Annotated in this window: 24 protein-coding genes and 1 pseudogene; 4 read left to right on the top strand and 21 right to left on the bottom strand. The window is 58.5% G+C overall.

The window, feature by feature from the left end:
* Positions 1-7 precede the first annotated feature (7 nt).
* Positions 8-997, top strand: coding sequence for an SIS domain-containing protein (locus tag ACUXUR_RS16030; protein ID WP_445503344.1), 990 nt, complete (start codon positions 8-10; stop codon positions 995-997).
* 398 nt (positions 998-1,395) lie between these two features.
* Here the strand turns inward: ACUXUR_RS16030 and ACUXUR_RS16025 are convergent, their stop codons facing one another.
* The 5 genes from ACUXUR_RS16025 to ACUXUR_RS16005 form a co-directional block, all read right to left on the bottom strand.
* Complete coding sequence (locus tag ACUXUR_RS16025) at positions 1,396-2,073, bottom strand: HAD family hydrolase (protein ID WP_445503343.1); 678 nt, start codon at positions 2,071-2,073, stop codon at positions 1,396-1,398.
* Between the two features lie 30 nt (positions 2,074-2,103).
* Positions 2,104-3,210, bottom strand: a complete 1,107-nt coding sequence (locus tag ACUXUR_RS16020) for an ABC transporter ATP-binding protein (RefSeq protein ID WP_445503342.1) — start codon at positions 3,208-3,210, stop codon at positions 2,104-2,106.
* Positions 3,211-3,319: 109 nt separating this feature from the next.
* Entirely contained in the window at positions 3,320-4,237 is a 918-nt protein-coding gene (locus ACUXUR_RS16015) for a carbohydrate ABC transporter permease (protein ID WP_445503341.1), read from the bottom strand.
* Positions 4,234-5,127 carry a carbohydrate ABC transporter permease gene (locus ACUXUR_RS16010; protein ID WP_445503340.1) on the bottom strand — a complete coding sequence of 298 codons (894 nt, stop codon included), beginning with the start codon at positions 5,125-5,127 and terminating at the stop codon, positions 4,234-4,236. The genes ACUXUR_RS16015 and ACUXUR_RS16010 overlap by 4 nt, the downstream gene beginning before the upstream one ends.
* A gap of 75 nt (positions 5,128-5,202) precedes the next feature.
* A complete protein-coding gene (locus ACUXUR_RS16005; protein ID WP_445503339.1) occupies positions 5,203-6,474 on the bottom strand; it encodes an ABC transporter substrate-binding protein in 1,272 nt (423 codons plus the stop codon).
* Positions 6,475-7,091: 617 nt separating this feature from the next.
* On the opposite strand from ACUXUR_RS16005, the gene ACUXUR_RS16000 reads away from it, so the two are divergent.
* Positions 7,092-8,123, top strand: coding sequence for an ROK family protein (locus ACUXUR_RS16000; RefSeq protein WP_445503338.1), 1,032 nt, complete (start codon positions 7,092-7,094; stop codon positions 8,121-8,123).
* Between the two features lie 30 nt (positions 8,124-8,153).
* Here ACUXUR_RS16000 and ACUXUR_RS15995 read toward each other — a convergent pair whose 3' ends face one another.
* The 12 genes from ACUXUR_RS15995 to ACUXUR_RS15940 all read right to left on the bottom strand — a co-directional run bounded on the left by ACUXUR_RS15995 (position 8,154) and on the right by ACUXUR_RS15940 (position 21,398).
* Complete coding sequence (locus ACUXUR_RS15995; RefSeq protein WP_445503337.1) at positions 8,154-9,149, bottom strand: SIS domain-containing protein; 996 nt, start codon at positions 9,147-9,149, stop codon at positions 8,154-8,156.
* Between the two features lie 109 nt (positions 9,150-9,258).
* Positions 9,259-10,197, bottom strand: a complete 939-nt coding sequence (locus ACUXUR_RS15990) for an N-acetylglucosamine kinase (protein ID WP_445503336.1) — start codon at positions 10,195-10,197, stop codon at positions 9,259-9,261.
* A gap of 776 nt (positions 10,198-10,973) precedes the next feature.
* Positions 10,974-11,210 carry a BrnA antitoxin family protein gene (locus ACUXUR_RS15985; RefSeq protein WP_445503335.1) on the bottom strand — a complete coding sequence of 79 codons (237 nt, stop codon included), beginning with the start codon at positions 11,208-11,210 and terminating at the stop codon, positions 10,974-10,976.
* A gap of 138 nt (positions 11,211-11,348) precedes the next feature.
* On the bottom strand, positions 11,349-12,044 hold the full coding sequence (locus ACUXUR_RS15980; protein WP_445503334.1) for an IS6 family transposase: 696 nt from the start codon (positions 12,042-12,044) through the stop codon (positions 11,349-11,351).
* A 198-nt stretch (positions 12,045-12,242) separates the two neighbouring features.
* Entirely contained in the window at positions 12,243-13,334 is a 1,092-nt protein-coding gene (locus ACUXUR_RS15975) for an AbrB family transcriptional regulator (protein WP_445503333.1), read from the bottom strand.
* A gap of 93 nt (positions 13,335-13,427) precedes the next feature.
* Entirely contained in the window at positions 13,428-14,432 is a 1,005-nt protein-coding gene (locus ACUXUR_RS15970; protein ID WP_445503456.1) for an ABC transporter ATP-binding protein, read from the bottom strand.
* Complete coding sequence (locus ACUXUR_RS15965) at positions 14,432-15,400, bottom strand: ABC transporter ATP-binding protein (protein ID WP_445503332.1); 969 nt, start codon at positions 15,398-15,400, stop codon at positions 14,432-14,434. The genes ACUXUR_RS15970 and ACUXUR_RS15965 overlap by 1 nt, the downstream gene beginning before the upstream one ends.
* A complete protein-coding gene (locus ACUXUR_RS15960; protein ID WP_445503331.1) occupies positions 15,400-16,311 on the bottom strand; it encodes an ABC transporter permease in 912 nt (303 codons plus the stop codon). The genes ACUXUR_RS15965 and ACUXUR_RS15960 overlap by 1 nt, the downstream gene beginning before the upstream one ends.
* Positions 16,312-16,314: 3 nt before the next feature.
* On the bottom strand, positions 16,315-17,289 hold the full coding sequence (locus tag ACUXUR_RS15955; protein ID WP_445503330.1) for an ABC transporter permease: 975 nt from the start codon (positions 17,287-17,289) through the stop codon (positions 16,315-16,317).
* Between the two features lie 15 nt (positions 17,290-17,304).
* Positions 17,305-18,915 carry a gamma-glutamyltransferase gene (gene ggt / locus ACUXUR_RS15950; RefSeq protein WP_445503329.1) on the bottom strand — a complete coding sequence of 537 codons (1,611 nt, stop codon included), beginning with the start codon at positions 18,913-18,915 and terminating at the stop codon, positions 17,305-17,307.
* Positions 18,912-19,766: an alpha/beta hydrolase gene (locus ACUXUR_RS15945; protein WP_445503328.1), complete on the bottom strand. Its 855-nt coding sequence runs from the start codon at positions 19,764-19,766 to the stop codon at positions 18,912-18,914. Before ACUXUR_RS15945 ends, ggt begins: the two co-directional genes overlap by 4 nt.
* A 57-nt stretch (positions 19,767-19,823) precedes the next feature.
* Positions 19,824-21,398, bottom strand: coding sequence for an ABC transporter substrate-binding protein (locus ACUXUR_RS15940; protein ID WP_445503327.1), 1,575 nt, complete (start codon positions 21,396-21,398; stop codon positions 19,824-19,826).
* Between the two features lie 207 nt (positions 21,399-21,605).
* On the opposite strand from ACUXUR_RS15940, the gene ACUXUR_RS15935 reads away from it, so the two are divergent.
* Together ACUXUR_RS15935 and ACUXUR_RS15930 are read left to right on the top strand one after the other, a co-directional pair.
* Positions 21,606-22,352, top strand: coding sequence for an IclR family transcriptional regulator (locus tag ACUXUR_RS15935; protein WP_445503326.1), 747 nt, complete (start codon positions 21,606-21,608; stop codon positions 22,350-22,352).
* 133 nt (positions 22,353-22,485) lie between these two features.
* Positions 22,486-22,668: pseudogene (locus ACUXUR_RS15930) on the top strand (IS6 family transposase); the annotation flags it as partial.
* 154 nt (positions 22,669-22,822) lie between these two features.
* On the opposite strand, the gene ACUXUR_RS15925 reads toward ACUXUR_RS15930, so the two are convergent.
* From ACUXUR_RS15925 to ACUXUR_RS15910, 4 genes are read right to left on the bottom strand one after another with little or no spacing between them, the layout of a single operon-like run.
* On the bottom strand, positions 22,823-23,167 hold the full coding sequence (locus ACUXUR_RS15925) for a RidA family protein (protein ID WP_445503325.1): 345 nt from the start codon (positions 23,165-23,167) through the stop codon (positions 22,823-22,825).
* A complete protein-coding gene (locus ACUXUR_RS15920) occupies positions 23,164-24,690 on the bottom strand; it encodes an FAD-dependent oxidoreductase (protein WP_445503324.1) in 1,527 nt (508 codons plus the stop codon). The genes ACUXUR_RS15925 and ACUXUR_RS15920 overlap by 4 nt, the downstream gene beginning before the upstream one ends.
* Complete coding sequence (locus ACUXUR_RS15915) at positions 24,687-24,995, bottom strand: (2Fe-2S)-binding protein (RefSeq protein ID WP_445503323.1); 309 nt, start codon at positions 24,993-24,995, stop codon at positions 24,687-24,689. Before ACUXUR_RS15915 ends, ACUXUR_RS15920 begins: the two co-directional genes overlap by 4 nt.
* Complete coding sequence (locus tag ACUXUR_RS15910) at positions 24,976-26,109, bottom strand: NAD(P)/FAD-dependent oxidoreductase (RefSeq protein WP_445503322.1); 1,134 nt, start codon at positions 26,107-26,109, stop codon at positions 24,976-24,978. The genes ACUXUR_RS15915 and ACUXUR_RS15910 overlap by 20 nt, the downstream gene beginning before the upstream one ends.
* Between the last annotated feature and the right edge of the window lie 39 nt (positions 26,110-26,148).

Raw genomic sequence — 26,148 nt, 5'->3', positions numbered from 1 at the left:
ATAGCAGATGAACTTTCGTGAAAGCATCGACCTTCAACCGGAGCGACTCGCGTCGAGCCGCCTTGCCGTCGCAGACGTGCTTCGTGAGATCGACACGACACCTCTAAAGAACGGAAGCGTCGGCTTCGTTGGGATCGGGGCCAGCCTATATGCTTCAATCGCAGGCGCGTCCGAGTTCCGTTCGCGCGGATTGAGTGCTCATGCATTCAGCCCGATGGATCTCCTGGAGCAGCCGTCCGGGCTGGCTGATTCCTTCATCGCGCTCTCTGCCTCGGGCCGCAGCGTGGAAACGGTCGACGCCATGCGCAGTGCAAAAGGCAGCCTGTACGCGATTTCAAAAGATTCTGAGAACCCTTTGGCAAGCGTGGTTCAAGGAGTCATCACCACCCGCAGCGGCCTGGAAGCCAGCCCGAGCGCTCCCAGCTTCACAACAACCCTCCAAGCCATCGGCATGCTGGCCGATCGTCTCACTGGACAGTTCACAGCAGCCTGGGAACGCCTCCCCGAGGCAGCCATCAGAATTCTCGTCTCCTCGCCCAAGGCGCTCGAGCGCTGCGCCAACGCTTTTGGGAATGCCACAAGCATCGACTTCATCGGTGAGCGCCAGTTGCTGGGCACGGCTTATGAAGGAGCCCTTCTTGCTCGCGAAGCTGCCCGCCTGCCCGCATGTGGCTTCGATCTGCGCAACTTTCTCCATGGCCCAATGGAAGCTCTGGATGAGCGCATGGCCTTGGTGGTGCATGGGAGCCACCGTGAGGTCAAGCTGGCTCAGGACGCAGCCGCATTCGGATGCCCAACGCTTCTCGTCTCAGATCGGAATGATGTGCCCGACACCACCAACTTGATCGTCCTGCGTGTGCCGAGCGTTGGCAACTCGCTGGCTGACAGCATTCTTCAGCTTATTGCTGTCCAGCTGCTCGTCGCCCGCCTTTCGGCAGCACGAGGGCTAGCGGACTCCAAGTTTCGCTATCGTCAAGCCGATACAAAAATCGCCTAACCGCACGGCCGAACTCCGATGGCGGAAGGGTCGCCGTGTGGCGCCTTTGGATGACGCGACCTTTGATGTGTGGTCGGGCACCCACTCTAAACCCTACATACTTCGTTAGCTCAATCCGCAGTTGCATGGCGTCGCTCCGGCAGGTCCTAACATGACCAGGAGAGCGGCTGTGCGACGTGAGCTCAAGCTGAGCAGCAAAGGCTCATAGGAGGCCTCGCTAGAGGCGACGGGCGCAATCCGTGACGGTGTCCTGACGATTGCCAATGCTCGTGAAGGCATGAACTGGGCTAATGCTGTGCGACCCATCCATACCGGTAGGGGAACAGCCAACTCTTTTCTGATAGTGTGTCAGATTGTCAGTATATTCTGGCCGCAATAACGAAACTTCGAGTCAAGGATTAGCGTCCGGTGAGCTGCGCGAGCTCTCTTAGCACATGCATGAGGCTAGGAAGAATGGTAGCACAGAGCTTGGAGATCTCCTCCGTCGGCTCCAGGAGATCAGGGATCATGATGGTTGCCATTCCGGCGGCGTGAGCAGCCCGTACGCCGTTATGAGAATCCTCCAGAGCCCAGCAGGTGCTGGGATCGACCTCAAGACGTCTGGCTGCCGTAAGGAAGCTTTCCGGGTGTGGCTTGCCGTGCTCGACATCGTCGCGGGTCACGACGGTCGCAAGCAGGTTCAGAAGGCCTGCTTTCTGGAGGTGATCGAGGGCGGCCTCCCTGTGCGTCGATGTCGCCACAGCGGCCGGGATGTTACGCCTACCAAGTTCTCGGAGCAACTCGTAGGCACCCTTCTTGACCGGAATGGCGTTCTCGCACCGCGCTGCAAAGGCTGCGGCGGTGCGCTCGTGAAACACGGCAAGCGGGAAATCAGGACCGAAATGGCCGAGCAGGATCTGGGCTCCGCGATCCTTTGGGACGCCGATCAGATGGCTATGGAACTCCACCGCCATCTCGTGACCTAACTCCGAGCAGGCCTCCGCCATAACCTCTCGATAGAGGACTTCCGTATCAAGCAGGAGGCCATCCATGTCGAAAACCACGGCGCGAGGCTGCGTCAGCACAATCGAGTTCATGGCAGGATCGATCCTGATTGGTGGCCGAAATCAGGACAGCTTCGCACCCCTGAGGCGATTGCCGTCCTTGTCGAACACGAGGACACGGGCGGCATCCACCTTTGCACAGGCATTGGCGATGCCAGCATAGCGCCCGCCATGGCTCTGCGCCGTCAGTCGCTTGCCGTTCGGCAGGTCGGTGTGGATGACCGTCATGTCGCCGAGCTCCTCGACCAGCGCCACTGTGACCGGAAGGAATGTGGATGCATCGGCGTTGCCAAGGATCTGGACATGTTCGGGCCGTACGCCGATCTGAACCTCCTTGATGGAACGATCGAACTGACGGAAAGGAACCTCCAGAATACCACTGTCGGTGCCACCAATCTGGCCCAGGACCACCCTATCGTCGAACACCTGGGCCACACGCGCGTTCAGGAAGTTCATCTTGGGCGTGCCGATGAATCCGGCCACGAACTTGTTGTCCGGATCGTCATAAAGATCAAGCGGACGGCCGACCTGCTGAATGACGCCACCATTCATCACGACCATCTTGTCCGCCAGGGTCATTGCCTCGATCTGGTCGTGCGTGACATAGACCATGGTCGACTTGAGCTTGGCATGCAGCTGCACGAGCTCCGCGCGCATCTGGACGCGCAACTCGGCATCCAAGTTCGACAACGGCTCGTCGAAAAGGAACACCTTCGGCTCCCGGACGATGGCGCGCCCAATGGCCACGCGCTGCTTTTGACCGCCCGAGAGCTGACCGGGGCGCCGATCCAGCAGGTGGCCGAGCCGCAGGATCTCCGCAGCCTTCTCGACCCGCTCCTTGCGCTCCTTCTTGGGAGCGCCGGCCATGGTCAGGCTGAACGCCATGTTGTCGAAGACCGTCATATGAGGATAGAGCGCGTAGTTCTGGAACACCATCGCGACCCCGCGCTTTGCGGGATCGACATCGTTCACCACCCGCCCGTCGAGCCAGATCTCGCCCGAGCTGATGTCCTCCAGTCCCGAGATCATTCTCAGAAGAGTGGATTTCCCGCATCCGGAGGGGCCAACAAAGACAACGAATTCGCCCGAGGAAATCTCGAGGTTGACCCGGTTTAGAACGCCAACCGTTCCAAAGGTCTTCGATGCGTTTACGATCTGCAGGTCGGACATAGTTGCAACCTTGTTTGTCTATCTAAACGAGTGATCTTGATCTGTGGGCTGAACCCTTCGGGCTTGGAGGAACTCCGAGCCCGAAGGTCTCAAGCTGCGGTGAGCTGGATCACCCCTTGGTTCCCGAGAAGGCAATGCCCTCGACGATCTGCCTCTGGAAAATCAGGAAGAAGATCAGGGGCGGAACGGCCGCTAGCAGGTTGGCAGTCATCGCGATGTCGACAGTCGTATGAGAGTACGGAGCGTTGAACAGCCCCACCACCTGGCCGACCGTGTACATGGTCGGGCTCGGCGCAACGATGAGAGGCCAGCTGAAGTTGCCCCACGTATGCATGAAAGTCAGAATGGCCAGAGTCACGAGCGCGTTCTTGGACAGGGGCAGGGCCACGTGCCGGTAGATCTGGAAGTGGCTCGCGCCGTCAAGCCGTGCCGCCTCGATCATCTCGGCTGGAATGCTCTTCATGAACTGAACCAGCATGAACAGGCCGAAGGCCGAAGCTAAACCTGGCACCACAAGGCCCTGCATCCTGTTCAACCAGCCGAGCTGCACTGTTAGGATATAGGTTGGGATGAGGGTGACAGCCGTCGGGACCATGAGCGAGAGCATCACGATGGAGAACATGATCTTCTTCCCAGGGAAGTCGAACAGCGCGAACTCGAAGGCCGCCATCGAGCTGACCAGCAGAATACCGATGATGGTCAGCAGCGTGTAGGTTACAGAGATGTAGTAGGCCCGCAGGTAGCCCGTTTCCGCAAAGATGATCTGGATGTTCTTCAGGCCCGCGCTGATCGATGTGGGGTAGAGGCGCGGATTGATGGAGACCGGGACCCCCGGCTCCGAAAACACCACGTTGAACATCCACCAGAGCGGAAAGACCGCAACGATCGCCACACAGATAGCGATGACCCATTTAAGTACGGTCCAGACCGTGGCATCGGAGATGCGGGACCGCCGTTCAGAGGCCTGCCGTGCGCCAGTCATGCTCGGCCGAGCGATGGAGACGTCCATGTTCGCAACCTCACTCATGCTCCACCAACCTTCTTGCGCAATGCGAACATCACAGCCGTTACAGCGATGATGACAAGCGTCAGCATGAAACCGTAGGCGGCGGCTTGACCGAACCGGATCGCGCCGAACCCGCGCCCCATGATGTCCATGACAGGGAAGAGAAGTGTGTTCGCCCGGCCGCCGTACTCAGCAAAAGAGGAACCGGTGAGTAGCCACGGCACGTCAAAGACCTGAAGCGCCGAGATCAAGCCGTACGTGATGACGAAGAACAGCACCGGACGGATCGACGGAATCGTCACGTAGAAGATTTGCTGGAGCTTGCTGGCGCCATCCAATCGCGCCGCCTCATAGTAGTGTTTGGGCACATTCTTCAGGCCTGCAAGTATGATCACCATGTTGAACCCGGCCGACACCCAGATATCGACCGCGATGAGGCAGTACAGCATAGTATCGACGTCGTTCAGGAACTGGACCGAGCTGACGCCGAACCATCCGAGAATGGTGTTCAGGAGACCGAAGTTGGGCGCGTATATCCAGCGCCAGATGGTCGCCGCGAGAAAGAGCGGCATGACCACGGGCATGAAGAAGGCACTGCGAAAGAACTTGGCCCAGAAGCCGGAGAAGCTGTCAACCAGCAGGGCGAGGCAGAATGCGATTGTCAGACCTAACGGGACCGTAATCGACACATACAGCAGCAGATTGGTTGCCGCTTTCTTGAAGTTCCTGGAGCCGAGGACCTTCGCATAGTTCTCGAAAGCCACAAACGTCGTGGGCTGAGTCCCGGCCCAGTCGAAGAAGCTGTAAACGAAGCCGCTAACGATGGGATACAGAAAGAAAACTACAAACAGGAACATGAATGGTAGCAGCATCAGGTAATGCGGCGTGGTCTTTGTCACCCGGGCAGACATGCCATTCCCCTTGAAGTACCGTGGTCATGGCCGGAGCTTCCGCTCCGGCCATCGTGAGTGGTCAAGCGTCGAAACTTATCCGTCGGACAGGATCTCGTTCAGTTCGTCGACCAGCTCCTTGGCGCCTTCCTCAGGGGTGGTGTCGCCGTCTGCAATGGCTGACGCATTATCCGTGATGGCCGACCAGTAGCTGCTGGGATAGACGCCGGAGAAGAACGGGGGTTTGTTGAAGAGCGCGTTCTTGGCAGCCTTGTTGGTGATCGCCAGAAGCGGATGGCTTGCTACGGAGGGGTCGGCCAAGGCCGCCTGATTGCTGTTATACCGACCGAGTGCCGCCGCCCAGCGGATCATCTGCTTCTTTTCGGTCACGTAGGCGGCGAATTCCCAAGCGAGCTTGGCGTTCTTCTTCGGTGCGACACCGATGAACTCATAGCCCTGAATACCGCCGTTCTCGCCTTCCCGGATACCGGGGATGAGAACCCAGTCGTATTTCAGGCCCGAGTTCTTGGCGGCCTGCTCGAATGGGGGATTAGCCCAGGGACCATTGATGTAAAAGGCGAGCTGATTGCTGATGAACAGGTCACGGGTGGCCTGATCGCCGGCGGCTGTGCCCGTGGAATAGGGCTTCATCTTGACGAAGAGCTCGGCGGTCTTGGCGTACTTGTCGGGGTTCAGCAGAGTCTTCTTTTTCTCGAAGTCCGCTCCCCACTCATTCGGCTCGGCCACGCCGGAATAGATGTTCAGGAAGGAGCTCCACTCCCGGGTCATGTCCGGAACGCCGTACTTGCCCTTGGCTTTTACCTTCTCCATCTGCGCGACCCAGTCATTCCAATCCTTGATCGGAGTGGCGGGATCAATTCCAGCTTCCTTGAGGACTGTTAGGTTGCGGAACATGAAGGAACCGTACCCCGTGTAGGGCAGGCAATACATGGTCTGCGGCTTGGGCGTGCACATCGCAATCAGATCCTTGTTGAACTGATCGCGGTATTCCTGCGGCATCGCCATCCAGTCTTCGTAGACATTCTTCAGCGCACCGGCCTTGACGAGAGCAGCACCGGCCGATGTGGAATTCATGAACACATCCGGACCCGTGCCGCTCGCAGCTCCGGCAATCTGGCCGGTGAGGAGGTCGTCGTCGCCCTTCCCAGCGATATTGATCTTGACGCCGGGATGCTTTGCCTCGAACTCGGAAATAAAGCTCTGCTGAAGCTTGAGCGCCTCGCCTTGGGCAAAGTCGGAATAGACCCAGTATTCGAGGACGACCTTTTCTTGGGCATGAACGGCGCTGGTCGCCAGCAGGGCCGCAGCCAGGAACGTCCCTGTACCGAAAAGTCTCTTAAATTTCATGGTTGCCTCTGGGGTTTGCTGCCTATGGGCTGGCCACTCGCCTTCCTCAGCGACCCTCTTACCAGCGCCATTGTTATGCATCTTAACAAACAAACTATTACTGGCAAGCCGTCTTTTCCAGCAGAACTTGAATCAGTTTTGACTGTTTGTGAAGACCTCTCGGTCCAAGTTTGATGTGTTAATTAAGTGAAGCATGATACCAGACGTGATTAAAAATTCGTATTCAAGGGTCAGAATGAAGCGTTATTCTCAATCTGTCTAAATTTGTTTGACAAGTTTCACTCGTTGAAGCACTTCATTTACTATGGGATTTAACGGCAGCTCACCGGCGAAAGCATCTTTTATGGCTCCCATAGGCCCGGACAGGCTCATGAGTACTTGCCCGTAGGCCGTTCCTGCCGGGGCAGCTAACTTTACTAAGAGGCACCGGTTCTTGTAGATATTCCAAAGGACTCAGTCATGACGAAGGTGCACGCGTGGCGATTGTAGAATTTGGCTCTTTTGCCCCTCGTATAAGCTTCACATCGAGTGCGAAGGCTGTCTTCTGTCGCCTCTTGTCCGAAGGACCCGCGACACGCCCGCAGCTTTGCGAGGCTTTGAACCTCTCGCGGCCAACTATGTCCGCTGCGATGGGTGAGTTGAGCAAGCTGGGTTATGTGGAAGTCATCGGTGAAGTCCAAGGCTTCACTGGGCGTAAGGCTGCCATGTATAGGCTTGGCTCAGGTGCCGGCCACATCATCGCCATCGACGCCGGCTCTACACATATTCGGTTGCGCGTCAGCACTTTGGATGGGAGGGCTCTGTATTCACGCACTTACAGGCTTGGATCAAACCAGCGGCATCTGAGCGCGGAAATCAGCCGCGTCGTCGATCAGGCTGTCAAAGAGGCTCAGGATAAGACGGAGGAAAGCTGGGGCCCGTTACGCGTGCTCGGAGTTGCCGTGCCCACCCGGGTTAGCGACGATGGCGCATCCAGCCCCTCTCCCACTCGCCAGTCAGATCTCTTCAGCGATTTCGAACCGCCGAACAATATTCCAGTGATTCTTGAAAACAATGTCAACTGTGCCGCGATTGCTGAGAGCAAATACGGTTCCGCCTCGGGCCAAGCGGATTTCGCCTTCCTGCAGGTGGGCGTAAAAATCGGCATGGGAGTTGTGCTCAGGGGCGAACTCGTACGCGGGCGCAATGGGGCGGCCGGCGAGATTAGTTATCTTCCCTTCCCATGGACCCCGACCAGCGAGCCTGTACCCGAAGAACTGGAAAACTACATCGGCTCTGAAGCGTTCATGCACCGTGTGACAGATGCCTGGCCCGTAGACAGCGAAGCTCCAGAGGACGCTGCAGCTCTGTTTGCGCTTGCTGAACAGGGCAATGACACAGCGATCGTCCATGTAAAGCGTCATGCTGAAGACATCGGCCGCGTCATTGCCGCTTGCATCGGCATCATTGATCCCGGGTATGTCGTTCTGGGCGGGGGCATCGGAAGCAATCCGGTTCTCCTGCCATATGTTCAAGAAGCGGTGGATCGCTTGAGCTATCCGACACAAATTGTGACCAGCTCACTGGGCACGAATGCGACATTGCTCGGCATCGCGAAACTCGCGGCCGAGCATGCGCAGGAACTTCTCATGGGCGACAATGCGGCTTGACTAACCGCATTGTCATTGGAATGGAAGTGATCAGTCCGCCTTGATCTTCGTGTCGGTCTGGCGATAGCGGAACTTGGTATCCGTGAGACCCGCCGCATCCGACAATGTTGCTGCCAGGAGCTGCGCCGGCAGGATGTTGAGGATGCCACGCGCAATTTGGTTCTCGAGCGAAGGCACGCGCAGCACACTCAGGTTTCCTTTGTCCTCCGCCATGTCACTTGAGGTGACAAGCAGAACGGCACAGCCAATCTCCGCAAGATCCTGAGCCAGCTTGATTTCGCGGCCGTCACCGAAGACCACAACGCCCGTGGTCTTGTCCATCGCCTCCATAGGACCATGGAGGTAGTACAGGGTATCGGCCGGAGCGGCGGGGATGCGGGCGGCCTCGCGGATCAGCAGCGCAGCGCCATCCGCAGTTCCGAGCGATGAGCATGCGCCGACGCAGTCGATGGCGCGACGATCGCGGAAGATCTCGCCAATCCGGCTCATCTTCGCTGCGGAGCGCTCAAGCATCTCCAAGGCAAGTTGCGGCAGGGCCGCCCAATCCGCCGAGGATGATCCCGCCACGCGGTCGATCAGGAGGCCGGCTGCAATGAGAGACCCGGTATAGCCGGTGCTCGACGGCGTTGCATCGGATCCGCTGTCGTATCGGATATGCGATTGCACCGCCTCCGCGAGCGGATTATTGCCTTCCTTGGTGATGCCGATCGAAACCGCCTTTGGGTTCGCCTTGATGGCAGTAACAGGCTCGATGCTCCGGCCACCGGACGACAGAGCCATGATGGCGTCCGCCAGATCTCCGCCCTGCATGAGGTCGACGGCGCGGATTGCAACAGCCCGCTTGCCCCTGCGCTGAAGCTCTCCCGCGGCGACGACAGCGGCCGCATAGCTCGCGCCGATGCCGGTGACTGCCGTCAGGCCGGAGGCCAGGGGAGCAATATCGATCTTCTCGACATCGGCCGCAGCCACCTCGAGGCAATGCTTGAGGGCTTCGGGTTGGCGTGCAATCGTTGATCTGTAGCTCATCTCTACTTCCTTCTGTTGGATAGGAGCGGAACCATCGGGAACCGAGCCGGCCGGCATCGCGCTCCCATCTGATACTGTGCGAGGGCTGCCTGTGCTGGGCGGCCGCGGCTCAGGCAATCTGGCTCATGGGGGCCGTCCCCTGCCCTGCCTGGAGGCGGCCTCTCATGGTCTTGGCGATGTAGCAGGCGCCTTCCACAGGGGGGCCAGCATAGATCTCGGCCGAAATCTCGCCGTTGAAGCGTTCCTCCATCTGCTCAAGGAACGCATTGGCGAGCATCGGCTGCGCCACGATCACGCCGCCACCGGCTACGGCAGTTGTCGCCTCGGCCCCTACCTGCTTCAGGCGAGCAACTAACTCGACGAGAGCGCCTGCTCCCTCCCGAATAACGCGCTGCGCGAGGACCGATCCCATCTCTGCTGCCTCGAAGATGGCCTTAGCGTGTTGTCCAAGGATTGCGGCGCTCCCTGATCCCGCAATGGCGCTGCCGATCCGGGCGGAGTTGTCGATGCCGAGGGTTGCCAAGAGAAGCTGGATCAACGGCTCACTTTCCGAGCCGCCAGTGTCGATGTGATAGGCTGCGGCTCGCCCGGCTTCACGCACAAGTCCGGAGGCGCTGCCTTCGTCGCCGATCACCCAACCCCAGCCACCTGCGACGAGCATCCTGCCGTCACTGTTGCGCGTGACCGCAATAGAACCCGTGCCCGAAACGACACCGATGCCAACAGTCTTGGACAAAGCAGCCGGCAGGAGCTCGGAGTCGTTGACGACCTTGACCGGATAGACTGCTTGCCTGGCAAAAGCGGCCTCAAAAGCATCGCATTCGGCTTGATTGTCACAGCCATGGGAGCCGACCGCCATCGTCGCGATTGTGGCCCCATCTGTCAGCTTCTGCGCCAAGGCGACCAAGGCACGCGCATCGGCGTCCCAGTCCCGAACGCGCCACCGCGCACTGGGCAGGATCAAGTCCTGAACCGAGTTTTGGTGATCGTAGGCCCGCAAGTGCGTCTTCGTCCCACCGATATCGATCCCGACAGCCAATCCAGGCATACACATTCTCCAACCGAGTATGTTATGCAACCTAACAAACAAACTTGAGATAGCAAGGCATTTGTACGGGAAATTGGAAGCAAGCTATCGTAAGGAACAAAGAGTGAACTAGAGGTCAGGGTTTATGGAACAAAGGCTTGGATAGGATATCCATTGAGTGGGCAAGCGAAAATCTCCCAACTTCGGCATGGGTAACATTGGTGCCTTTCCGGGCAGCTGGTTGCGAGTGCCTCACCTGTAGGTCCAGGCCTGTTCAGGCTCCAAGCCGTGGACGTTGGTTGTTCTCACTCAGACCTGCCTCACTTCTGTTTTTGCTTAGCGCTGTTGATTTCAGCAGAGGTGTCACAGGATTAATAATCTGCTCGTCATTCGGCTTCTTCTGGAGCGCAGCTAGACGGAATTGCAGATTCGGGGGCAACAGCGCACCTCCTCCCATAACGCGCTACTGCATAACTGCATTCGCGCTTCTGGCTAGAACTCGCCCGTCCCCGCATTTTGTGGCTGTCAGTTGCAATGTCCAAGGCCTGCGAAGCAAGGGTTCTCCCGCGCTTTGCAAAGTTAAGACATTTTAACTTTGCGCCTACATAGCAAAGGGCTGATAACAAACGTTATGGAACTAGGGCCTATGGGGAAGACAGTGGTTTGGCGCCCCAAATCGACCCCCTCAGGCCTTTGCGATGGCAGCATAGCGATCCGGAGCCATGATCAGGATCGGACATTGCTTGGATAGTGCCACAAGCGCCATCCACTCAAGGCCACTCAAGGATTGCCGCCCCTCACTTGCCGGCGGCCTTCCGCAGGGCTGCATTGATCCGGTCCTGCCAGCCTGGGCCGTCCTGCTGGAAGAACTCCAGCACATCCTGATCAATGCGAAGCGTGACCGTCTCCTTCACCCCAGGAATCGCTGCCGCTTTCGGCGGCCCTTCGACCGGCTTCGTGGTCGCCTTCTTGAAGGCCGCCTCCGCAGCCTTCAGGGGATCGCTCGGACGGCGCCCACCTGGTGATCTCGACATCTCTTCCTCCCGGTTAGGTACGGTCTCACGCCGCCGCCTGCAAGCATCATACGGCTTTCCAAAGGTGTCGAGTCTTGCGCTGGGGCTCTGTCACAGGAACTTTAGCAAGGCCAAATGAAGCCACATATTACCAGTCTTTCAGGCGGCAGCCATCACTTGGTCCCATGCGTGGGCGGCCTCTGCTCTGAAGAGGCGCAACGTGCGGCGGGAAATCAGATGACGCTGGAGATTGAAGGTGTTGTGGACCGCGGAGTGCATGGTCAGGAAGCGCTGGGCTGAACCAGCCGACTTGAAGCCCTGCATCTTCCGCTCGCGTCGTCGCACCACTTGATGCGAGTTCTCGGCACGGTTGTTCTTGCGCAAACCCTGCTCATGACAAGCGGAGAGGCCCAACTCTCGCTTGGCCGCTCTGTAGGATGGTAGTTTGTCGGTTACGAGCACGGTTGGAGCAAAGCCTTGCTTCTTGAGCAGTTTGCGCATGAGCTTAACAGCAGAAGCCTTGTCCCGCCTCGGTTGCACAAGGATGTCGAGGATCTCGCCCTCACTATCGACAGCGCGCCACAGATACATGCGCCGGCCCTGAATTGAGACTACCATCTCGTCCAAGTGCCAGGTGCCAGTGGGTCGGGATTGCAGTCGGCGTAAGTTCCGGGCAAACGCGGGTCCGAATTTGAGCACCCACCGGCGGATTGTCTCATAGGAGATCTCCAGACCCCGCTCAGCCAGGAGTTCTTCCACGTCGCGGTAGCTGAGAGTGAATCGGAGGTATAACCAGATAGCGTGCCGGATGATCTCGGGCGGAAACTGATGACGAGCATAGGAGATGGGCTGCATCCCCTACCCTACCGCGCATGAGCCCAACCCGTCAGTTATTCCCGTGACAATACCCGCAATGGACAGGCGCAGTACGCCAGCAATCCGCAGCTGTCACTTGCAGACCAGTTCGAACTGCTCGCCGCATGATCGCTTCATAAAATGCTGCCGCTTTCTCGCGTCCAAACCAAATTTGCGACGGAACCCTCGCAATGCTATTCATTTTGGGTGTCCCAGGAGAGCAAATACCGGCGTGGCCCCTATCATCACAATGAACACACGGATGATGTGGTGGGCCGCAACAAAGGCAACCTCGATGCCAAGGGAAAGCGCGATAAGGCTCATCTCGGCTAACCCACCCGGCGAGTAGGCCAGCAGCAAAGGGACTTGGCCATGAGATGACATGTGGCTTACTCCAGCTGCGAACGCTGCAGTGCACGCAAGAAGGATGACCGTTGATCCCAGCGACAGTGTGAGAATACGGATGATTTCTCGCGGAGCTGTGCCGGCAAAACGGCAGCCGATCGTGGTTCCTAGAACGAGTTGCGCAACATTGACGATCTCGGTGGCTGGCTTGAAATGGGTCATCCCAAGGGCATGTACCGCTGCGCTGGCCAGCATGGGTCCGAGAAGCAGCCGGGCTGGAAGGCGCAGTGCATGTCCCAGCAAAGCTCCAGTCAGCGCAGTTGCGAGGAGCCAAAGCTCGTCGCGCCAAGGCGTTTCAAAAACCGACAAACCGAACTGGGATCTTGCTCCAAGGGAAACACCGCTGATGAGCCGCACGAGAAATGGCAGCGTGAGCACGACAAGGAGAATACGCGCGGAATGAACGAGCGCGATGGTGCGGGCGTCGCCCCCTTTTTCCTCGCCAGCGATCACCATCTCCATCAAGCCGCCCGGCATTCCGGCGAAGTAGGCTGTGGGGCGATCAAATCCTGCGACACGGCGAAAGTAGATGATACAGGCAGCGCCGCTCACCAGGATGAATGCTGCTAAACCCAGCACCGTAGGAATCCAACCCCGCACACTTTCGACGATCTGCGGCGTGAATCCGGTCCCGAGCATTACTCCGATGATCATCGTCATCGGAGGTCGCACGCAGGCTGGAGCAACAACTGGCACCCGCATCACGGAAGCTAAGGTGCAAGCAACCATCGAGCCCAGCATCCATGGTAAGGGCAGTCCCAGCTTAAGGAATATCCAACCTCCGAGCGCGCCAAGAAGCAGGGCTAGAGCGAAACGTAGGTAGGGAAATTGTTGCGGGGAGAAGCCGTGAACCCACGCCTCAACAGATTTGCTTAAGGTACTCAATCTCGGTTTCGCTCACATGGGCTGCTGCTGACTTTCGCGATACGGATGTTGCCAGAGCTCCCTTTAGCATAAGAGAAAAGGGAGCATTCCGAGTTACGCATCGTTCAAATGGCACGCCGAGAGGTGGCCCGGCGCAATTTCCTTCTTTTTTGGAATCTCTGTTCGGCAGCGTTCCATGGCGAATGGGCACCGTGGGTGGAAATGGCATCCCTTCGGCGGACTAAGCGGGCTCGAAAGTTCCCCCTCTACGGGCTTGAAACGGCGCTTGGCAGGTTCAATCCTCGGTACTTCCGCCAAAAGTGCCTTTGTGTAGGGATGATTGGGGCGGCGGAAGACCTCCTCCACTGGAGCTTCCTCTACGATGCGCCCCAGGTACATGATTGCCACGCGATCTGAGATATGCTCGACCACGCCAAGGTCGTGGCTAACGAAGAGATAAGTCAGATCCAGCCTATCCCGCAGCTCCATGAATAGATTGATGACCTGTGCCTGGATCGAAACATCGAGAGCCGCAACACTCTCATCACAAACGAGAAACTCGGGTTGAACCGCCAGAGCCCGTGCAATATTGACCCGTTGACGCTGACCACCGGAGAACTGATGCGGATATCGTCCTTTCATCGTTGGATCAAAGCCTGCAAAGCGCAGGTAGCGATCCACATACGCGGCTCTTTTGCCCTTAGGGATGAGGCCGTGGGTGCGCGGAGCTTCAGATACGATCTCCTCCACTGTCATACGTGGGTTGAGCGCAGCCATAGGGTTTTGAAAGATCATCTGCGTGGCAAGATCGGCAGCACGGCGCTCGGCTGGCTTCATGGTCTCGCGGACAGCCCCTTGCCAGAGGATTTTGCCCTCGCTTTGCGGGATAATACCAGCAATAACTCGTCCCAGCGTGGACTTCCCGCAGCCACTTTCACCAACTAATCCGACCACCTCTCCTTTGCGAATGGTCAGACTTACGTTGTCCAAGGCATGAACGATCGGCGCAGGCTTGGTGAGGCCCAAGCGTAATGCGATCTTTGCCGCCAAGTCGGGCTTTGGGCCGAATCGACGCGAGACGCCGACGGCTTCGACGAGGGGAGGAGACATGTCGGGCATCATGCTTCAACCTTTGCCACAGGATGTGTGCAACGGAAGGCGCGTGCTCCTTCCTGAATGAGCGCTGGCAAAACGGTGCAATGCTCAGTGGCCCTGTGACATCGGGTGCGGAAGCTGCAACCGGTGGGCAACCGCGCGATTGAGGGTGTCGTGCCAGGGATCTGGCGCAGAGGCTGCCCGCGCCGGTTTTCTGACGGGACTGAAGCAATCAAGCCGCGTGTGTAAGGATGTCGCGGATCTCCCAGGACCTCGGCGACGCTCCCGGTTTCAACCAGGCGCCCCGCATACATGACGGCGATATCGTCAGCCAGACGTGAGACGATGGCGAGATCGTGAGTGATCCAGATGACCGCCGTGTTCGACTCTTCCGTGAGCTTCTGGAATTCTGAGATAATCTGGCTCTGAATCGTGACATCCAACGCGGTCGTCGGTTCATCCGCGATGATCAGATCCGGACGATGGAGCACAGCAATAGCAATCGCCACACGCTGCCGCATGCCGCCAGAGAACTGATGCGGATAGGCTGAGAGCCGCTCTTCGGGACTGGGAATACCAACGAGGCCCAAAGCATCACGGGAACGCTGACGCGCAACGTCACGGCTGACGTTTTCATGGGCGCGTACGGCCTCGATCATTTGAGCCCCGACAGTCAAGACAGGATTCAGTGTCATCATTGGATCCTGGAAGACCATCGCGATCCGCTTGCCGCGCATACGACGCATCTCTTCGCCGGTAAGACGAGTGATGTCGACGCCATCGAAGAGAACTTGCCCATTGGTTACTCTTCCAGGGCTGTCCAATAGGCCCATAATCGAAAAGCCGGTGACAGACTTGCCGGATCCCGACTCCCCGACAAGGCCAAGGACCCTTCCCCGGTTGAGAGTAAACGACACATCGTTCACAGCGCGCAGACCAGGCTTGCTGCCGAACTCAGTGACCAAATTGCGAACTTCAAGAAGGGGAGCCATTACTGGTTTCTCGGGTTCAGCACGTCGCGCAGCCGGTCGCCGACGAGATTGATAGAGACAATGGTGATCAAGAGTGCGATACCCGGGAAGAAGCTGATCCAGTAGAGACCAGTCAGGAGATACTGATATCCGTTCGAGATCAGCATTCCCAAGGACGGTTCGGTCACGGATGCACCAAGTCCAAGGAAAGACAGCGTGGCTTCAAGCCCGATGGCGCGGGCGACCTGCATAGTCGCAATCACGATGACTGGCGCGAGACAGTTCGGCAACAAGTGCCGGAAAAGGATACGCCAGCTTGGGAGGCGAAGGGACCGTGCAGCCTCGATATATTCCTTCTCGCGTTCCACAAGAGCCGTGCCGCGTACCGTCCGAGCATACGTGGCCCATTCGGCGATTATGAGAGCAATAATAACGTTGATGACGCCTTTGCCCAAGACAGCCAGCATCATCAATGCCATGAGGATGGTTGGAAAGGACAATTGCAGATCGACCAATCTCATGACTGCGCTCTCCGTTCGCCGTCCCATGTAGGCGGCGAACAGCCCTGCAGTGGTCCCTATGATCGCTGCAGCGAAAGCGGAAAGGACGCCTACCATCAGCGACGTCCTCAGCCCATAAAGAATGCCAGAGAGAATATCTCGCCCCTGACTGTCGGTGCCGAGGTGATACACAAGGCCCGAGGCTGACTCTAATCCGGGCGGTAGACGCCCGTCGAGAATGTCCAGTTGAGTCAAGTCATACGGGTCTTGCGGTGAGATCAGTGGGGCAAAAATTGCCAACACGATCATTGTGGCGAGAACGACGAGCCCAATAACAGCTCCTGGCGATCGCATGAAATGTTGGATCTGTCGACGGAGATGTCCCTGCTCGGGTGGAGTAGTCGGTGAGTTTACGACAGGGGCTGCAGTCATAGGTCAGGCCTTTGAGTCGAGGCGGACACGCGGGTCCAGCAGCGTGTAACAGACGTCGATCACGAAATTTAGGACAACGAACAGCAGGACCATCATCATGAGATAAGCAACGATCACAGGACGATCGAGCAAATTGATTGAGTCAATAATGAGCTTTCCCATTCCCGGCCAGGCGAAGATGCTTTCTGTGACGACTGAGAAGGCAATGAGCGACCCGAACTCCAAACCAATGATGGTCACGACGGGGATCATGAGATTTTTGAGAACATGTACGAAGATCACCCGGCTTTCGCGCAATCCCTTGGCGCGCGCGAATTTGACGAAGTCCTGGGGCAGAACTTCCTGAACCCCTGCACGGGTCAGCCTCAGGATCAAGGAAGTCTTGAACAAGGCTAGATTGAATGCAGGTAGGAGAAGGTGTTTCAAACCGTCCTGCGTCAGGAACGACCAGTGTCCGCCAAGGAATTCAATCGTGGTTCCACGCCCATTCGTCGGCAGCCAGCCAAGTTCTACGGCAAATACCATAATCAGCATCAGCCCAACCCAGAAAGTGGGCAATGAAAACCCAAGGATGGAGCCGGTCATGATGATGCGTGAGGAAAGCCAGCCGGGGTAGAGTCCCGCGTAAAGACCTAGCGGTAGGCCAACCACCACAGCAATGAACAGTGCTGTAATTGCCAGCTCCAAAGTCGCGGGCAGCCGCTCAAGAATTAACCCGAGTGCGGGTCGGCCATAGACAAAGCTATCGCCGAAATCACCTCTGATTAAACCTTGCAAGAAAAGAAGATACTGCTTCCATAACGGCTGATCCAATCCATAATGCGCGATTACACGCGCCCTCTCCGCCTGGTTGGCATCAGGATTGATAAGAATATCTACCGGATTGCCGATGACGTTGACACCCACGAAGACGATCACCGTCATAGCAACGATGACGAAGACAGCTTGCATCAATCGCCGTATCAGAGAGGTTACCATTGGCGCATTCCTCGTTCAGCGAACTGATAGCGCAAGCCCATCACGCTGCGGATCAGCTGCCCCCTTCGATAAACCATTCTCAATTTTAATGGCATGAAGTGCGGCAAACGCATAGGTCTGAGGTGAGCGGGCTATGTCGTAACCTTCACTACGGAGGTCATTTTCAACTGAGCGGAGAATGCGATTACAGATATCGACCTTGTTCGAGACGCCAACGATACGTGGAGCCACGACGGCCTCCAACACGGACATGTCGAAGTCGATTATGTTCATGATGCACTGCGCCACTGTGGGAGCTATATAGCTGCCCCCTGGCGCGCCAACGACCACGATCGGCTCGTCTCCTTTGAAGACGATTGTCGGCGCTGCTGAACTGGGCCTTCGCTTTCCCGGTGCGATGGATCCGGCATGACCGGGAAATGGATTAAACCGGCTCATCGTACCATTGTACATGAAGCCAAGGCCCTCCGTAATTGCGCCTGACGGGCTGCCGAGCGTATGTGTCATCGCAACAGCATTGCCGTACTTGTCAATGACGGAAATATGAGTAGTGTCGCGCTGAGAGCGGTCCAGCCTGCGCACATTCGCCCTCTCCCCCGCCTTGATCGCAGCAGCGTGCGCGGCAGCGTGCTCCTTCGACAGCAGGCGCTGGAAAGGAACCTCGACATAGGAAGGGTCGCCCATATGAGTATCCTTGTCGATGGTCATGCGCTTCATGGCCTCGAACAAGGTACGGACGTGCTCGGTGCCTCCATGCTCCATCGCACCAACATCGAAGTTTTCCATGATGTGCAGCAGTTCGAGCATCGGGAAACCCGAACCAGGCGGCGGAGAGGTCGCAATGCGGTGCCCCCGGTAATCACCCCAGATCGGGGCTATCTTGGAAAGTTCGTATTGCGCAAGATCCTCGCGAGTGATCAGCCCGTCATTGGCCGCGAAGTCCTCTGCGATCTGTTCGGCGATCTCGCCATGGTAGAAGATGTCGGAACCGCCACTTCTGGCGATGCGTTCCAGAGTATCAGCCATATCCGTGTTGCGAAGGATCTCGCCGACGCCACGCAGCTTGCCGTCCTCATGGAAATAGACGCGCCTGCCCGTTGCGGAGTAACGCAGCTTGTCCTGGGTGTTCGCGAAGCCGTCCCCGGACTGGTCCTTGGCCCAGTACCAGTGCATGTGATTGCGGATCATGAATCCGTTGCGGGCGAAATCGACAGCAGGCGCAATTATGTCAGCCCAATCGAACGTGCCGTAGTCACGCAGCGCTGTCTCATAGCCTTTCAGAGATCCGGGAGTGCAGACCGCGAGATATCCGATGTCGGAGATATTGCCGTCCAGGATATAGCCGAAGCCATCCCGGCTTTGACCCTGCACTTTGTCGACCCACATGTCCGGCGTCGCGGCGAGAGGAGCACGGGCGTAAAACTCGAGGATGTCATGGACGCCCTTCTCCGGCATGTAGACATGCATGGACCCGAAGCCGCCGATTCCGGCCATCTGAGGATCGACGACGCCCTGCACGAAGGCGCATGCAAGTGCGGCATCGACCGCATTGCCACCCCGCTTCAAAACGGCAGCCCCCGCCTCCACGGCCTCAGGCTGCGGCGCCACGATTGTCGCATTCTTCATTTTGCACGCCTCGCGGCCAGAGTCCTGGCGAGGAAGTTCTTAACGTAGGGCAGCACCTTCATGCGGTCGTGTGCGGCGCCTGGAACCTTATCAAGCGTGACCGTGACTCCTGCATTGCGAAAGGACTGCGCGAGTGCCTCTAAGCGCTCAGGCCGCGTCTCACCGGCGTCATTGGCGCCTTCGATGTAGTATTTGCTGCAGGGCTTATGAGTGATTTCCCAGGTTTCGAGATCGGCATCACCAACCACCATGTGAACCGGCACTTTTGCCAGCGACTCGCGGTTAAACGGTTTGCCGAAGCGCTCCCCCAAATTCCGTATGCCAACCCACCAGTCGCGGCTGGGGTCGAGCAGAGTCACCGAGCCCGGCGCGCCGACCGACGCTGCCCAGAGCTTTTCAGGATGCAGAATGGCGAAGCGATGGGTGAAATGTCCGCCGCCGGAGAAGCCAAACATCGCAAATTGCGACCAATCCTGATCATATTTCAGAGCCATCTCCTCGACCATTGCAAGCACAATACGGTCGTAACGGATATCGCCCTCTTCCACGTATTTATAGCCGGATCGGGCGCCGTCGCCCAAAACGTTCATGGGAAAAATCGGGCACAGGATCGCGCAATCGTTGTACAGGCCGAACTCGGCGAAACCATCGCGGAATTCGATGGCCGAGGTACGGCTCGTTCCATGAACAGCGACAAGAAGGTCGAGCTTGCGCCCTTCCGCAGCAGTCGGCGGAACATAAAGCAGCATATGCAGCCTCGGGTCGACGGACGAGGCAAAGATCGCTGTATGTCCATAGTCATAGATCGCCCGCGCGCGGGCGGCCGCGCCGCTCGTGCCAAGTTCTTGCATCGTATTCTCCTGGGAACGGTGGGCGGGCAGCTCGAGAGGCTGCCCGCCTGACTGCGCCTACTGTGCTAGCTTTACATCGTAAGCCAGCGTGTACTTGTCGCCGCGCGGCGTATAGACAACGCTCTTTTTTGCGCCGAGCACAACGTTCTCGTAATGCATGGGCAAGACCCAGAGACGATTGAACGTCAGGTTGGACAGTTCTTCCAGCAGTGGCAGGCGCGCCGACTGCTCAAGAGTGGAAGTAGCCCGTGCGAGCACTGCATCGATCTCAGAGTCCGAGATCCCGCCGCCGTTGTAACGGCCCGTACCCTTGTCCTTGTTTCGCGTGGCGACCAGCGCGACGGCCGGATTGGTCGTCTCGCCGGTGTTCACGCCCCACGAGCCGAGGAAAGCGCTGAATTCACCCGCTGCGTACGCATCGGAATACATCGACCATGGACGGACTTCCACCTGGGCCTTAATGCCGATCCGCGACAGCATTTGTCCGACGGCCTGCAGAACTTCGCTATCCTTCACATAGCGTCCTGACGGACCATGGAGAGTGAGCTGGAACCCATTAGGATAGCCAGCCTCGGCCAGCAGTGCCTTGGCCGCATTGGGATCATAACCGATCGGCTTCACCGTCTTGGAATGGCCCATGTAGCCTTCCGCCACGAACTGATCGGCGACGGTGCCGTTCTTCTGCATCACACGGTCGACGATCGCCGGACGGTTGATGCCCATGAGGATGGCGCGGCGCACACGCTCGTCCTTGAGTGGGTTTTTAGCCAGCGCCGAACCATCGCTAGCCTTCACGAATGGCGATACATCGCGGCTCACATCCATGCCGAGATAAACGAAGCGAGAGGACTGGCCGGCGATGACCTGGAGTTCCTTGCTGCCTTCGACGCGCTTCATTCCATCCGCCGGAAGGGCTTCAATGATGTCAATTTCGCCGGAAAGCAGCGAAGCTAGACGGGCACCATCATCCGGGAGAAAGCGCAAAGTCACGTCCGACCAGTGCGACGCGCCAGCGAAGTATTTCGGGTTGCGCTTGAGCACAAGACGATCCCCGGGACCATAGGAAGCGAAAGTATAGGCCCCTGTCCCTACGGCGCACTTACCGCTTTCGAAATCTTGCACGGGAGCTTGCGCGCAGTCAGCGCTGATGATGCGGATGCGGCTGATCGAGTTCAACAGCAGTGGATCCGGCACCGTTGTTTCCACCACGACCGTCAGCGGGTCAGAGGCGGTGACTTTGGCAATGCTTCGCGTATAAGCGGCAAAGCCCTGGCTCTTCTTGTCTCGGGCACGGAGCAGAGAGGCGATCACGTCCTCAGCGTCGAATTTGCTGCCATCGTGGAAGGTGACGCCGTCGCGAAGTTTGAACTCCCAATGGGTGGGATCGATCAGCTTCCAGCTCGTCGCCAGTTCCGGTTCGTTAGTCGACGTCCCGGTCAGATTGATAAGGCTGTCCCAAATGTGCCGCGAGGTCGCATTGTTCGGAGCCGAACTGTCTTCATGGGGATCAAGCGTCGTTGGTGTCGTTGACATCCCGATCGTTAGCGAGGCGTTCTGCGCATATGCAATCGCAGGCGCTGCCACTGTTGCAAGCAGGGCAACCACGGCCCCCTTCAAACGGCTTTTAGCCATATCCCTCTCCGTTCTTTCTTAGGTTCGATACTGGTCTTGGTACCAGCCTGACGGATGGGCTTGATCCCATCTCTTAACGTCAGGGATAGGAACTCGTCATAACCGTGTCAAATAGAGAAGACGCGTGTTACGGTAGGTGAAACCACGCTAGGCATGCTATTATTCCATCCGGAATGCGGAGCCGAGACTTTTCTGGAGGAGCTCATTATGGAAGAAAATACTGATATTATTCAGGCAGTTGACGTCTCTATTTCCGTACTGATGGCAGTCGCGAAGAGCCCCGACACCCGCCTGACGGATATTGCGCGAAAACTCAACCAAACAAAGCCAAGAATTTTGCGTATGTTACGCACACTGGAACACAGAGGTTTAGTCCGAAAGACGTCCGAAGGAGGTTACCGGCTTGGGAATGCAATTATCGTTCTAGGAACGGCGGCATCAACCCAGGTTGATCTAGTGAAAATTGCCAGCCCAATTCTCGAAAGCGTAGGCCAGAAAGTGAACGAAACAGTTCAACTCCGCATCATTGATAATGCGGAGTCACTCTGTATTGCTAAGTTCGAGCCGAGTCGTGACCTTCGTGTGCACGCGCTAATTGGGCGAAGACGGCCCCTCTATGCGGGTTCAAGTAAAGTCTTACTGGCGTTCCTCCCGCAGCAGCTACAATTGCTGCCTGCGCGTCTTGATCGTTTTACTCAGCGGACCATTACGGATCGCATCAAACTCATGGCACATCTGCGCGAGATCCGAAAAGCAGGATATTGCATCAGCAGAGGCGAAGTAAGCGACCAGCTGGTCTCCGTGGCGGTTCCAGTCCTCGCATTTGATGGCTCAGTCATAGCTGCCCTGAACATTGCTGCCCCAGCTTTTCGAACCCAAGATAGTGACTTGGAGCGGTTCGTTTCGATATTGAAGGGTGCCTCTCGAAAGATTTCAGAAGAGCTTAATTGGTAAGGGATCAATATGATCGCTAAGACCAAATTTTTGAGATCAAACCCATCAATGGCCGTTAAACCTTGCAAAAACCGGCACTGTTGCATTAACCTTGACCGTTTAGGGGATGATGGCTAATCGAGGAGCCGTCCTGTTGTCCCTGTTCAAGCGCCGCCGCTTTCCGGTTGAGATCGTTCTGCTGTGCGTGCGCTGGTACTGCAAATACGGCATCAGCTATCGTGACCTCGCCGAGATGATGCAGGAGCGCGGCATCAAGGTCGACGCCTCCACGATTTTTCGCTGGGTGCAGCGCTATGCGCCCGAGATCGAGAAGCGATAAGCTGCCGTGTAGGATGTACGCTGCGAGGCGTTCGGGTTCTAGGACGGCGCGAGATTCGATCAAAACAAAGGGCCGCTGACGATCAGCGGCCCGAAGGTTGGAGCCTGTCGCCCCTTGAGAACGTCATTTCGGTAGAGGTGCTGGTCCTGGCTTAGCGGGCTGCCGTGATCATGATCTCGACAAGGGTATCTTCGCCAAGATCCGCAACGCCAACAGTGGCGCGGGCCGGAAAGTCCTTGGGAGCCAACCACCGCTTCCAGGCGGCATCCATCTCCGGCTTGCGGTTGAGATCCGTCAGGAAGATCGTCGCGGAAAGCAGGCGCGATTTGTCCGTGCCAGCGGCGCTCAGATACTGGTCGAACTTGGTGAGGATTTGTTCGGTCTGCCCCTCCAGTCCGACCGACAGATCGTCCGCGACCGTTCCGCCGACGAAGACCAGGTCGTTGTGCACGACAACACGATGCATGATCGGCGTTTGAATATGGCGTTCCGTCACTGAGGCTTCCTTTCGTTCAAGTCCGCGGAATGGTGGGTATCAGCGAGGTCGGCCAGAACGGCGACTTTCGCTGTTTCTGTTTGTGGCAGGGTGGCGAGTTCGCGCAGCCTCAATGGCTTGATTGGGAACCGCAGCCGGTAATATCCGATCTCCGACGGATGCCTGCTGCGCTCGTCTGCGATCAGTTCGGTCACGGTCAGCCCGCAGAGCCTGCCCTGGCACGGCCCCATGCCGCACCGGAGAAACACCTTCATCTGGTTCGGACCGCCTGCGCCTGCGCTCACGGACGTCCGGATCTGTCCGGCTGAGATCTCTTCGCAGCGGCACACGATGGTGTCCGGGTCTTGTGGCACCCGAAACTCCTTGCCGGGCCGGTACAGCTCATCGAGAAACCGCCTGCCCCGCATGGCCCGTGCGAGGGACCTCCGGAGCGGAACAGCCAGTCGATCACGCTCGGCCGGTGCGACGAGACCAAGACGGGAGGCGCAGCCCAGCCCTGCGATGCGGCCCTGGATCGCCGCCGCCTCAGCCCCCCCGATGCCGGTCCCATCGCCCGCAAGGGCAAGTCCGACAATCGAGCTTGCAGACCACTCGTCGACCTGCGGTCGGAACGTGAGCTGAGCCTCATCCCATTCGTGAGCGCAGCCGGCGGCATTCGAGAAATTGACGTTGGGGACAACGCCCTGGTGGAGCAGAAGGAGATCCGCAGGCATGCGGTGCTCGCGGCCTCCAGCCCTCCAGACGACTTCCTTCACCCCCCCCTCGCCTTCCGCCGCCAATGCGGAAACCCATCGGATGACCCGGGTGCGGCGCTGCACCGTTCGCAGCAGCTTCAGTCCCTTGGCCAGATAGGGCGAGACCAGAAAGCCCGGGGCATAGCGAATGGCTCGAAGCCAGTTCTCCCTCGGCGTGGTGTCGAGAACGGCCGACACCGTTGCCCCCGCGTCGATCAACTGCGCCGCAAGGAGATAGAGAAGCGGACCCGTTCCCGCGATCACGACCTTTCCGCTCGGGACGAGGCCCGATGTCTTCAGGGCAATCTGGGCGGCTCCCGCGGTCATGAGGCCAGGAAGGGTCCACCCCGGAATCGGGAAGGGGCGCTCCAATGCTCCCGTGGCGAGAACCACCTGCCTGGCTTGGATGAGACGTGCCACGCCATTCGATGAGAGCCCGACCTCGTGGCCGATGGTTCGTCCACCCTCGCTCTGCAAGGGCTGGATGCTCCAGGCCGTCGTGGCCGGCGCATACTCAGCCTCCGAACGGAGGAAATCCTCGGCGATGCTCCGCCCGCGCCAGTAGTCCTCACCCAGTCTCTGCCGGTCTACCGGCTGCGCCAGGGTGACGGCGCGATAGATCTGGCCGCCGGGCGTCTGGTTCTCGTCGACGAGGAGCGTCCGGGCCTTGGTCCCCGCAAGCGTCGTTGCCGCCGACAAACCTGCCGGCCCCGCCCCGACGACGATCACATCGTATTCATCCGCGAGATCCGCGATCCCGCGTTCTCTACCGAGCATACGCTCTGTCATTGGGCAGGCTCCGTTGCCAGAGTCGGCGAACCGCGCTGGCTCTCCACCCTCATGCCCTCCCGCACCGTCACGAGACATCCCTGGCGGTTGTCCATGCCGTCAATCCTGACCAGGCACTCGAAGCACACGCCCATCATGCAATAGGGTCCCCGCGGTGTCCGCGAGACGGGTGTCGTGCGGCAGGCGCGGACGCCTGCCGCCAGCAGCGCCGCGGCGACGCTGTCGCCTGCAGACGCCGTAACTGGCAGCCCGTCGAAGGTGAAGGTGACTTCGCTCGAAGCGCGATCAGACAGACGCCGGAACACGGAACCTCCTGGTCGAGAAGACAGCGGCTTCCTTCGGGATCGACCCGGCGGCAATGTAGTCCGTCAGCGAGAAGGCATGCTGAGGAGCCAAAGTGACGCCCGAATGCGCCATGGCGACGAAGGCGCCGGGGCAGGTTTCCGACTGCTCGTAAACCGGCGAGCCGTCCGGCGTCATGACGCGGAAGGCCGACCACGTTCTGACGACATTCAGGTCACCGAGCAGAGGGAACATCCGGATGGCCCGATCGGCCATAACGGAAGAGATGGAGTGATCGATCCTGAGGCTTGAGCCATCCGCCTCCTCGCTGTCGCCAATCATGACGCCGCCCTCATCGGTCTGACGAACCGTGACGACGGGATAGCGCAGGAAAGGAGCTGCCTTCTCGGTGACGATGATCTGTCCGCGGCTCGGCCTCATCGGAGCCTCGAGCCCCACCATCGGCGCCAGCCGCGCATTGCCGAGTCCTGCGGCGAGAACGACTTTTGCAGCTCTCATCTCGCCCCAGGCTCCGGTCAGCGCAAAGCCACCGGCCCGCGGTTCGATTGCGGTGACAGCATGATCGGCCCGGTAGTCGACGCTGCGTGCGTTCATCGCGGCATGCAGGGCACGGAACAGGCGCAGGGAGTTCACGTGCCCATCGAGGGGACAATAGATCGCCCCGCTCACATCGGGCCCGATGGCCGGAAGCCGGGTCTTCGTCTGGTTATGATCCAGAACTTCATAGGGATAGGTCACGGTGTCGGGCTGGTTGTGCAGGCGCACCATCGCGTCGACATTCACCTGCAATTCTCGGTCTGACAGGCAGAGGGTGAACCCGCCCGGCTGATCGAGGCCGACATTGATGCCCGTCTCAGATCGGAGCACCGCGGCCAGCCGGGGCCAAGCCTCCGCCGCGGCCTTGCTCCAGGCCGCATAGGCCGGAAAGCCAATTCCCTTGCCCTGCACCCAGATGAGGGCGAAGTTCGCCCGCGAGGCCCGCAGGGCGATATCGCCCTCGTCCAGGACGCAGACCCGCAGTCCTTGCCGCGCAAGCCCCCATGCCACGCAGGCTCCCATGAGGCCTCCGCCGACGATGGCGACATCGGGCTCTTGGTCTGATCGATGATGGGTCATGCGGTCGTGTTCGCCAAAGGCGAGGCGCGCCTGGGCCGC

The sequence above is a fragment of the Microvirga medicaginis genome (assembly GCF_052658925.1).
The sequence above is the reverse complement of the archived record's forward strand: the minus strand, read 5'-3'. Positions and strand labels throughout refer to the sequence as shown.

Excerpts from the sequence above, each read along its gene's own strand:
- ACUXUR_RS15990 (WP_445503336.1), bottom strand. The coding sequence starts at position 10,197 with ATGCCTGGATTGGCTGTCGGGATCGATATCGGTGGGACGAAGACGCAC.
- ACUXUR_RS15955 (WP_445503330.1), bottom strand. The coding sequence starts at position 17,289 with ATGGTAACCTCTCTGATACGGCGATTGATGCAAGCTGTCTTCGTCATC.
- ACUXUR_RS15935 (WP_445503326.1), top strand. The coding sequence starts at position 21,606 with ATGGAAGAAAATACTGATATTATTCAGGCAGTTGACGTCTCTATTTCC.
- ACUXUR_RS15920 (WP_445503324.1), bottom strand. The coding sequence starts at position 24,690 with ATGACAGAGCGTATGCTCGGTAGAGAACGCGGGATCGCGGATCTCGCG.
- ACUXUR_RS16000 (WP_445503338.1), top strand. The coding sequence starts at position 7,092 with ATGTCCGCTGCGATGGGTGAGTTGAGCAAGCTGGGTTATGTGGAAGTC.
- ACUXUR_RS15945 (WP_445503328.1), bottom strand. The coding sequence starts at position 19,766 with ATGCAAGAACTTGGCACGAGCGGCGCGGCCGCCCGCGCGCGGGCGATC.
- ACUXUR_RS15980 (WP_445503334.1), bottom strand. The coding sequence starts at position 12,044 with ATGCAGCCCATCTCCTATGCTCGTCATCAGTTTCCGCCCGAGATCATC.
- ACUXUR_RS16015 (WP_445503341.1), bottom strand. The coding sequence starts at position 4,237 with ATGAGTGAGGTTGCGAACATGGACGTCTCCATCGCTCGGCCGAGCATG.
- ACUXUR_RS15985 (WP_445503335.1), bottom strand. The coding sequence starts at position 11,210 with ATGTCGAGATCACCAGGTGGGCGCCGTCCGAGCGATCCCCTGAAGGCT.
- ACUXUR_RS15940 (WP_445503327.1), bottom strand. The coding sequence starts at position 21,398 with ATGGCTAAAAGCCGTTTGAAGGGGGCCGTGGTTGCCCTGCTTGCAACA.
- ACUXUR_RS16020 (WP_445503342.1), bottom strand. The coding sequence starts at position 3,210 with ATGTCCGACCTGCAGATCGTAAACGCATCGAAGACCTTTGGAACGGTT.
- ACUXUR_RS15965 (WP_445503332.1), bottom strand. The coding sequence starts at position 15,400 with ATGGCTCCCCTTCTTGAAGTTCGCAATTTGGTCACTGAGTTCGGCAGC.
- ACUXUR_RS16030 (WP_445503344.1), top strand. The coding sequence starts at position 8 with ATGAACTTTCGTGAAAGCATCGACCTTCAACCGGAGCGACTCGCGTCG.
- ACUXUR_RS15960 (WP_445503331.1), bottom strand. The coding sequence starts at position 16,311 with ATGACTGCAGCCCCTGTCGTAAACTCACCGACTACTCCACCCGAGCAG.
- ACUXUR_RS15995 (WP_445503337.1), bottom strand. The coding sequence starts at position 9,149 with ATGAGCTACAGATCAACGATTGCACGCCAACCCGAAGCCCTCAAGCAT.
- ACUXUR_RS15910 (WP_445503322.1), bottom strand. The coding sequence starts at position 26,109 with ATGACCCATCATCGATCAGACCAAGAGCCCGATGTCGCCATCGTCGGC.
- ACUXUR_RS16010 (WP_445503340.1), bottom strand. The coding sequence starts at position 5,127 with ATGTCTGCCCGGGTGACAAAGACCACGCCGCATTACCTGATGCTGCTA.
- ACUXUR_RS16025 (WP_445503343.1), bottom strand. The coding sequence starts at position 2,073 with ATGAACTCGATTGTGCTGACGCAGCCTCGCGCCGTGGTTTTCGACATG.
- ACUXUR_RS16005 (WP_445503339.1), bottom strand. The coding sequence starts at position 6,474 with ATGAAATTTAAGAGACTTTTCGGTACAGGGACGTTCCTGGCTGCGGCC.
- ggt (WP_445503329.1), bottom strand. The coding sequence starts at position 18,915 with ATGAAGAATGCGACAATCGTGGCGCCGCAGCCTGAGGCCGTGGAGGCG.
- ACUXUR_RS15970 (WP_445503456.1), bottom strand. The coding sequence starts at position 14,432 with ATGCCCGACATGTCTCCTCCCCTCGTCGAAGCCGTCGGCGTCTCGCGT.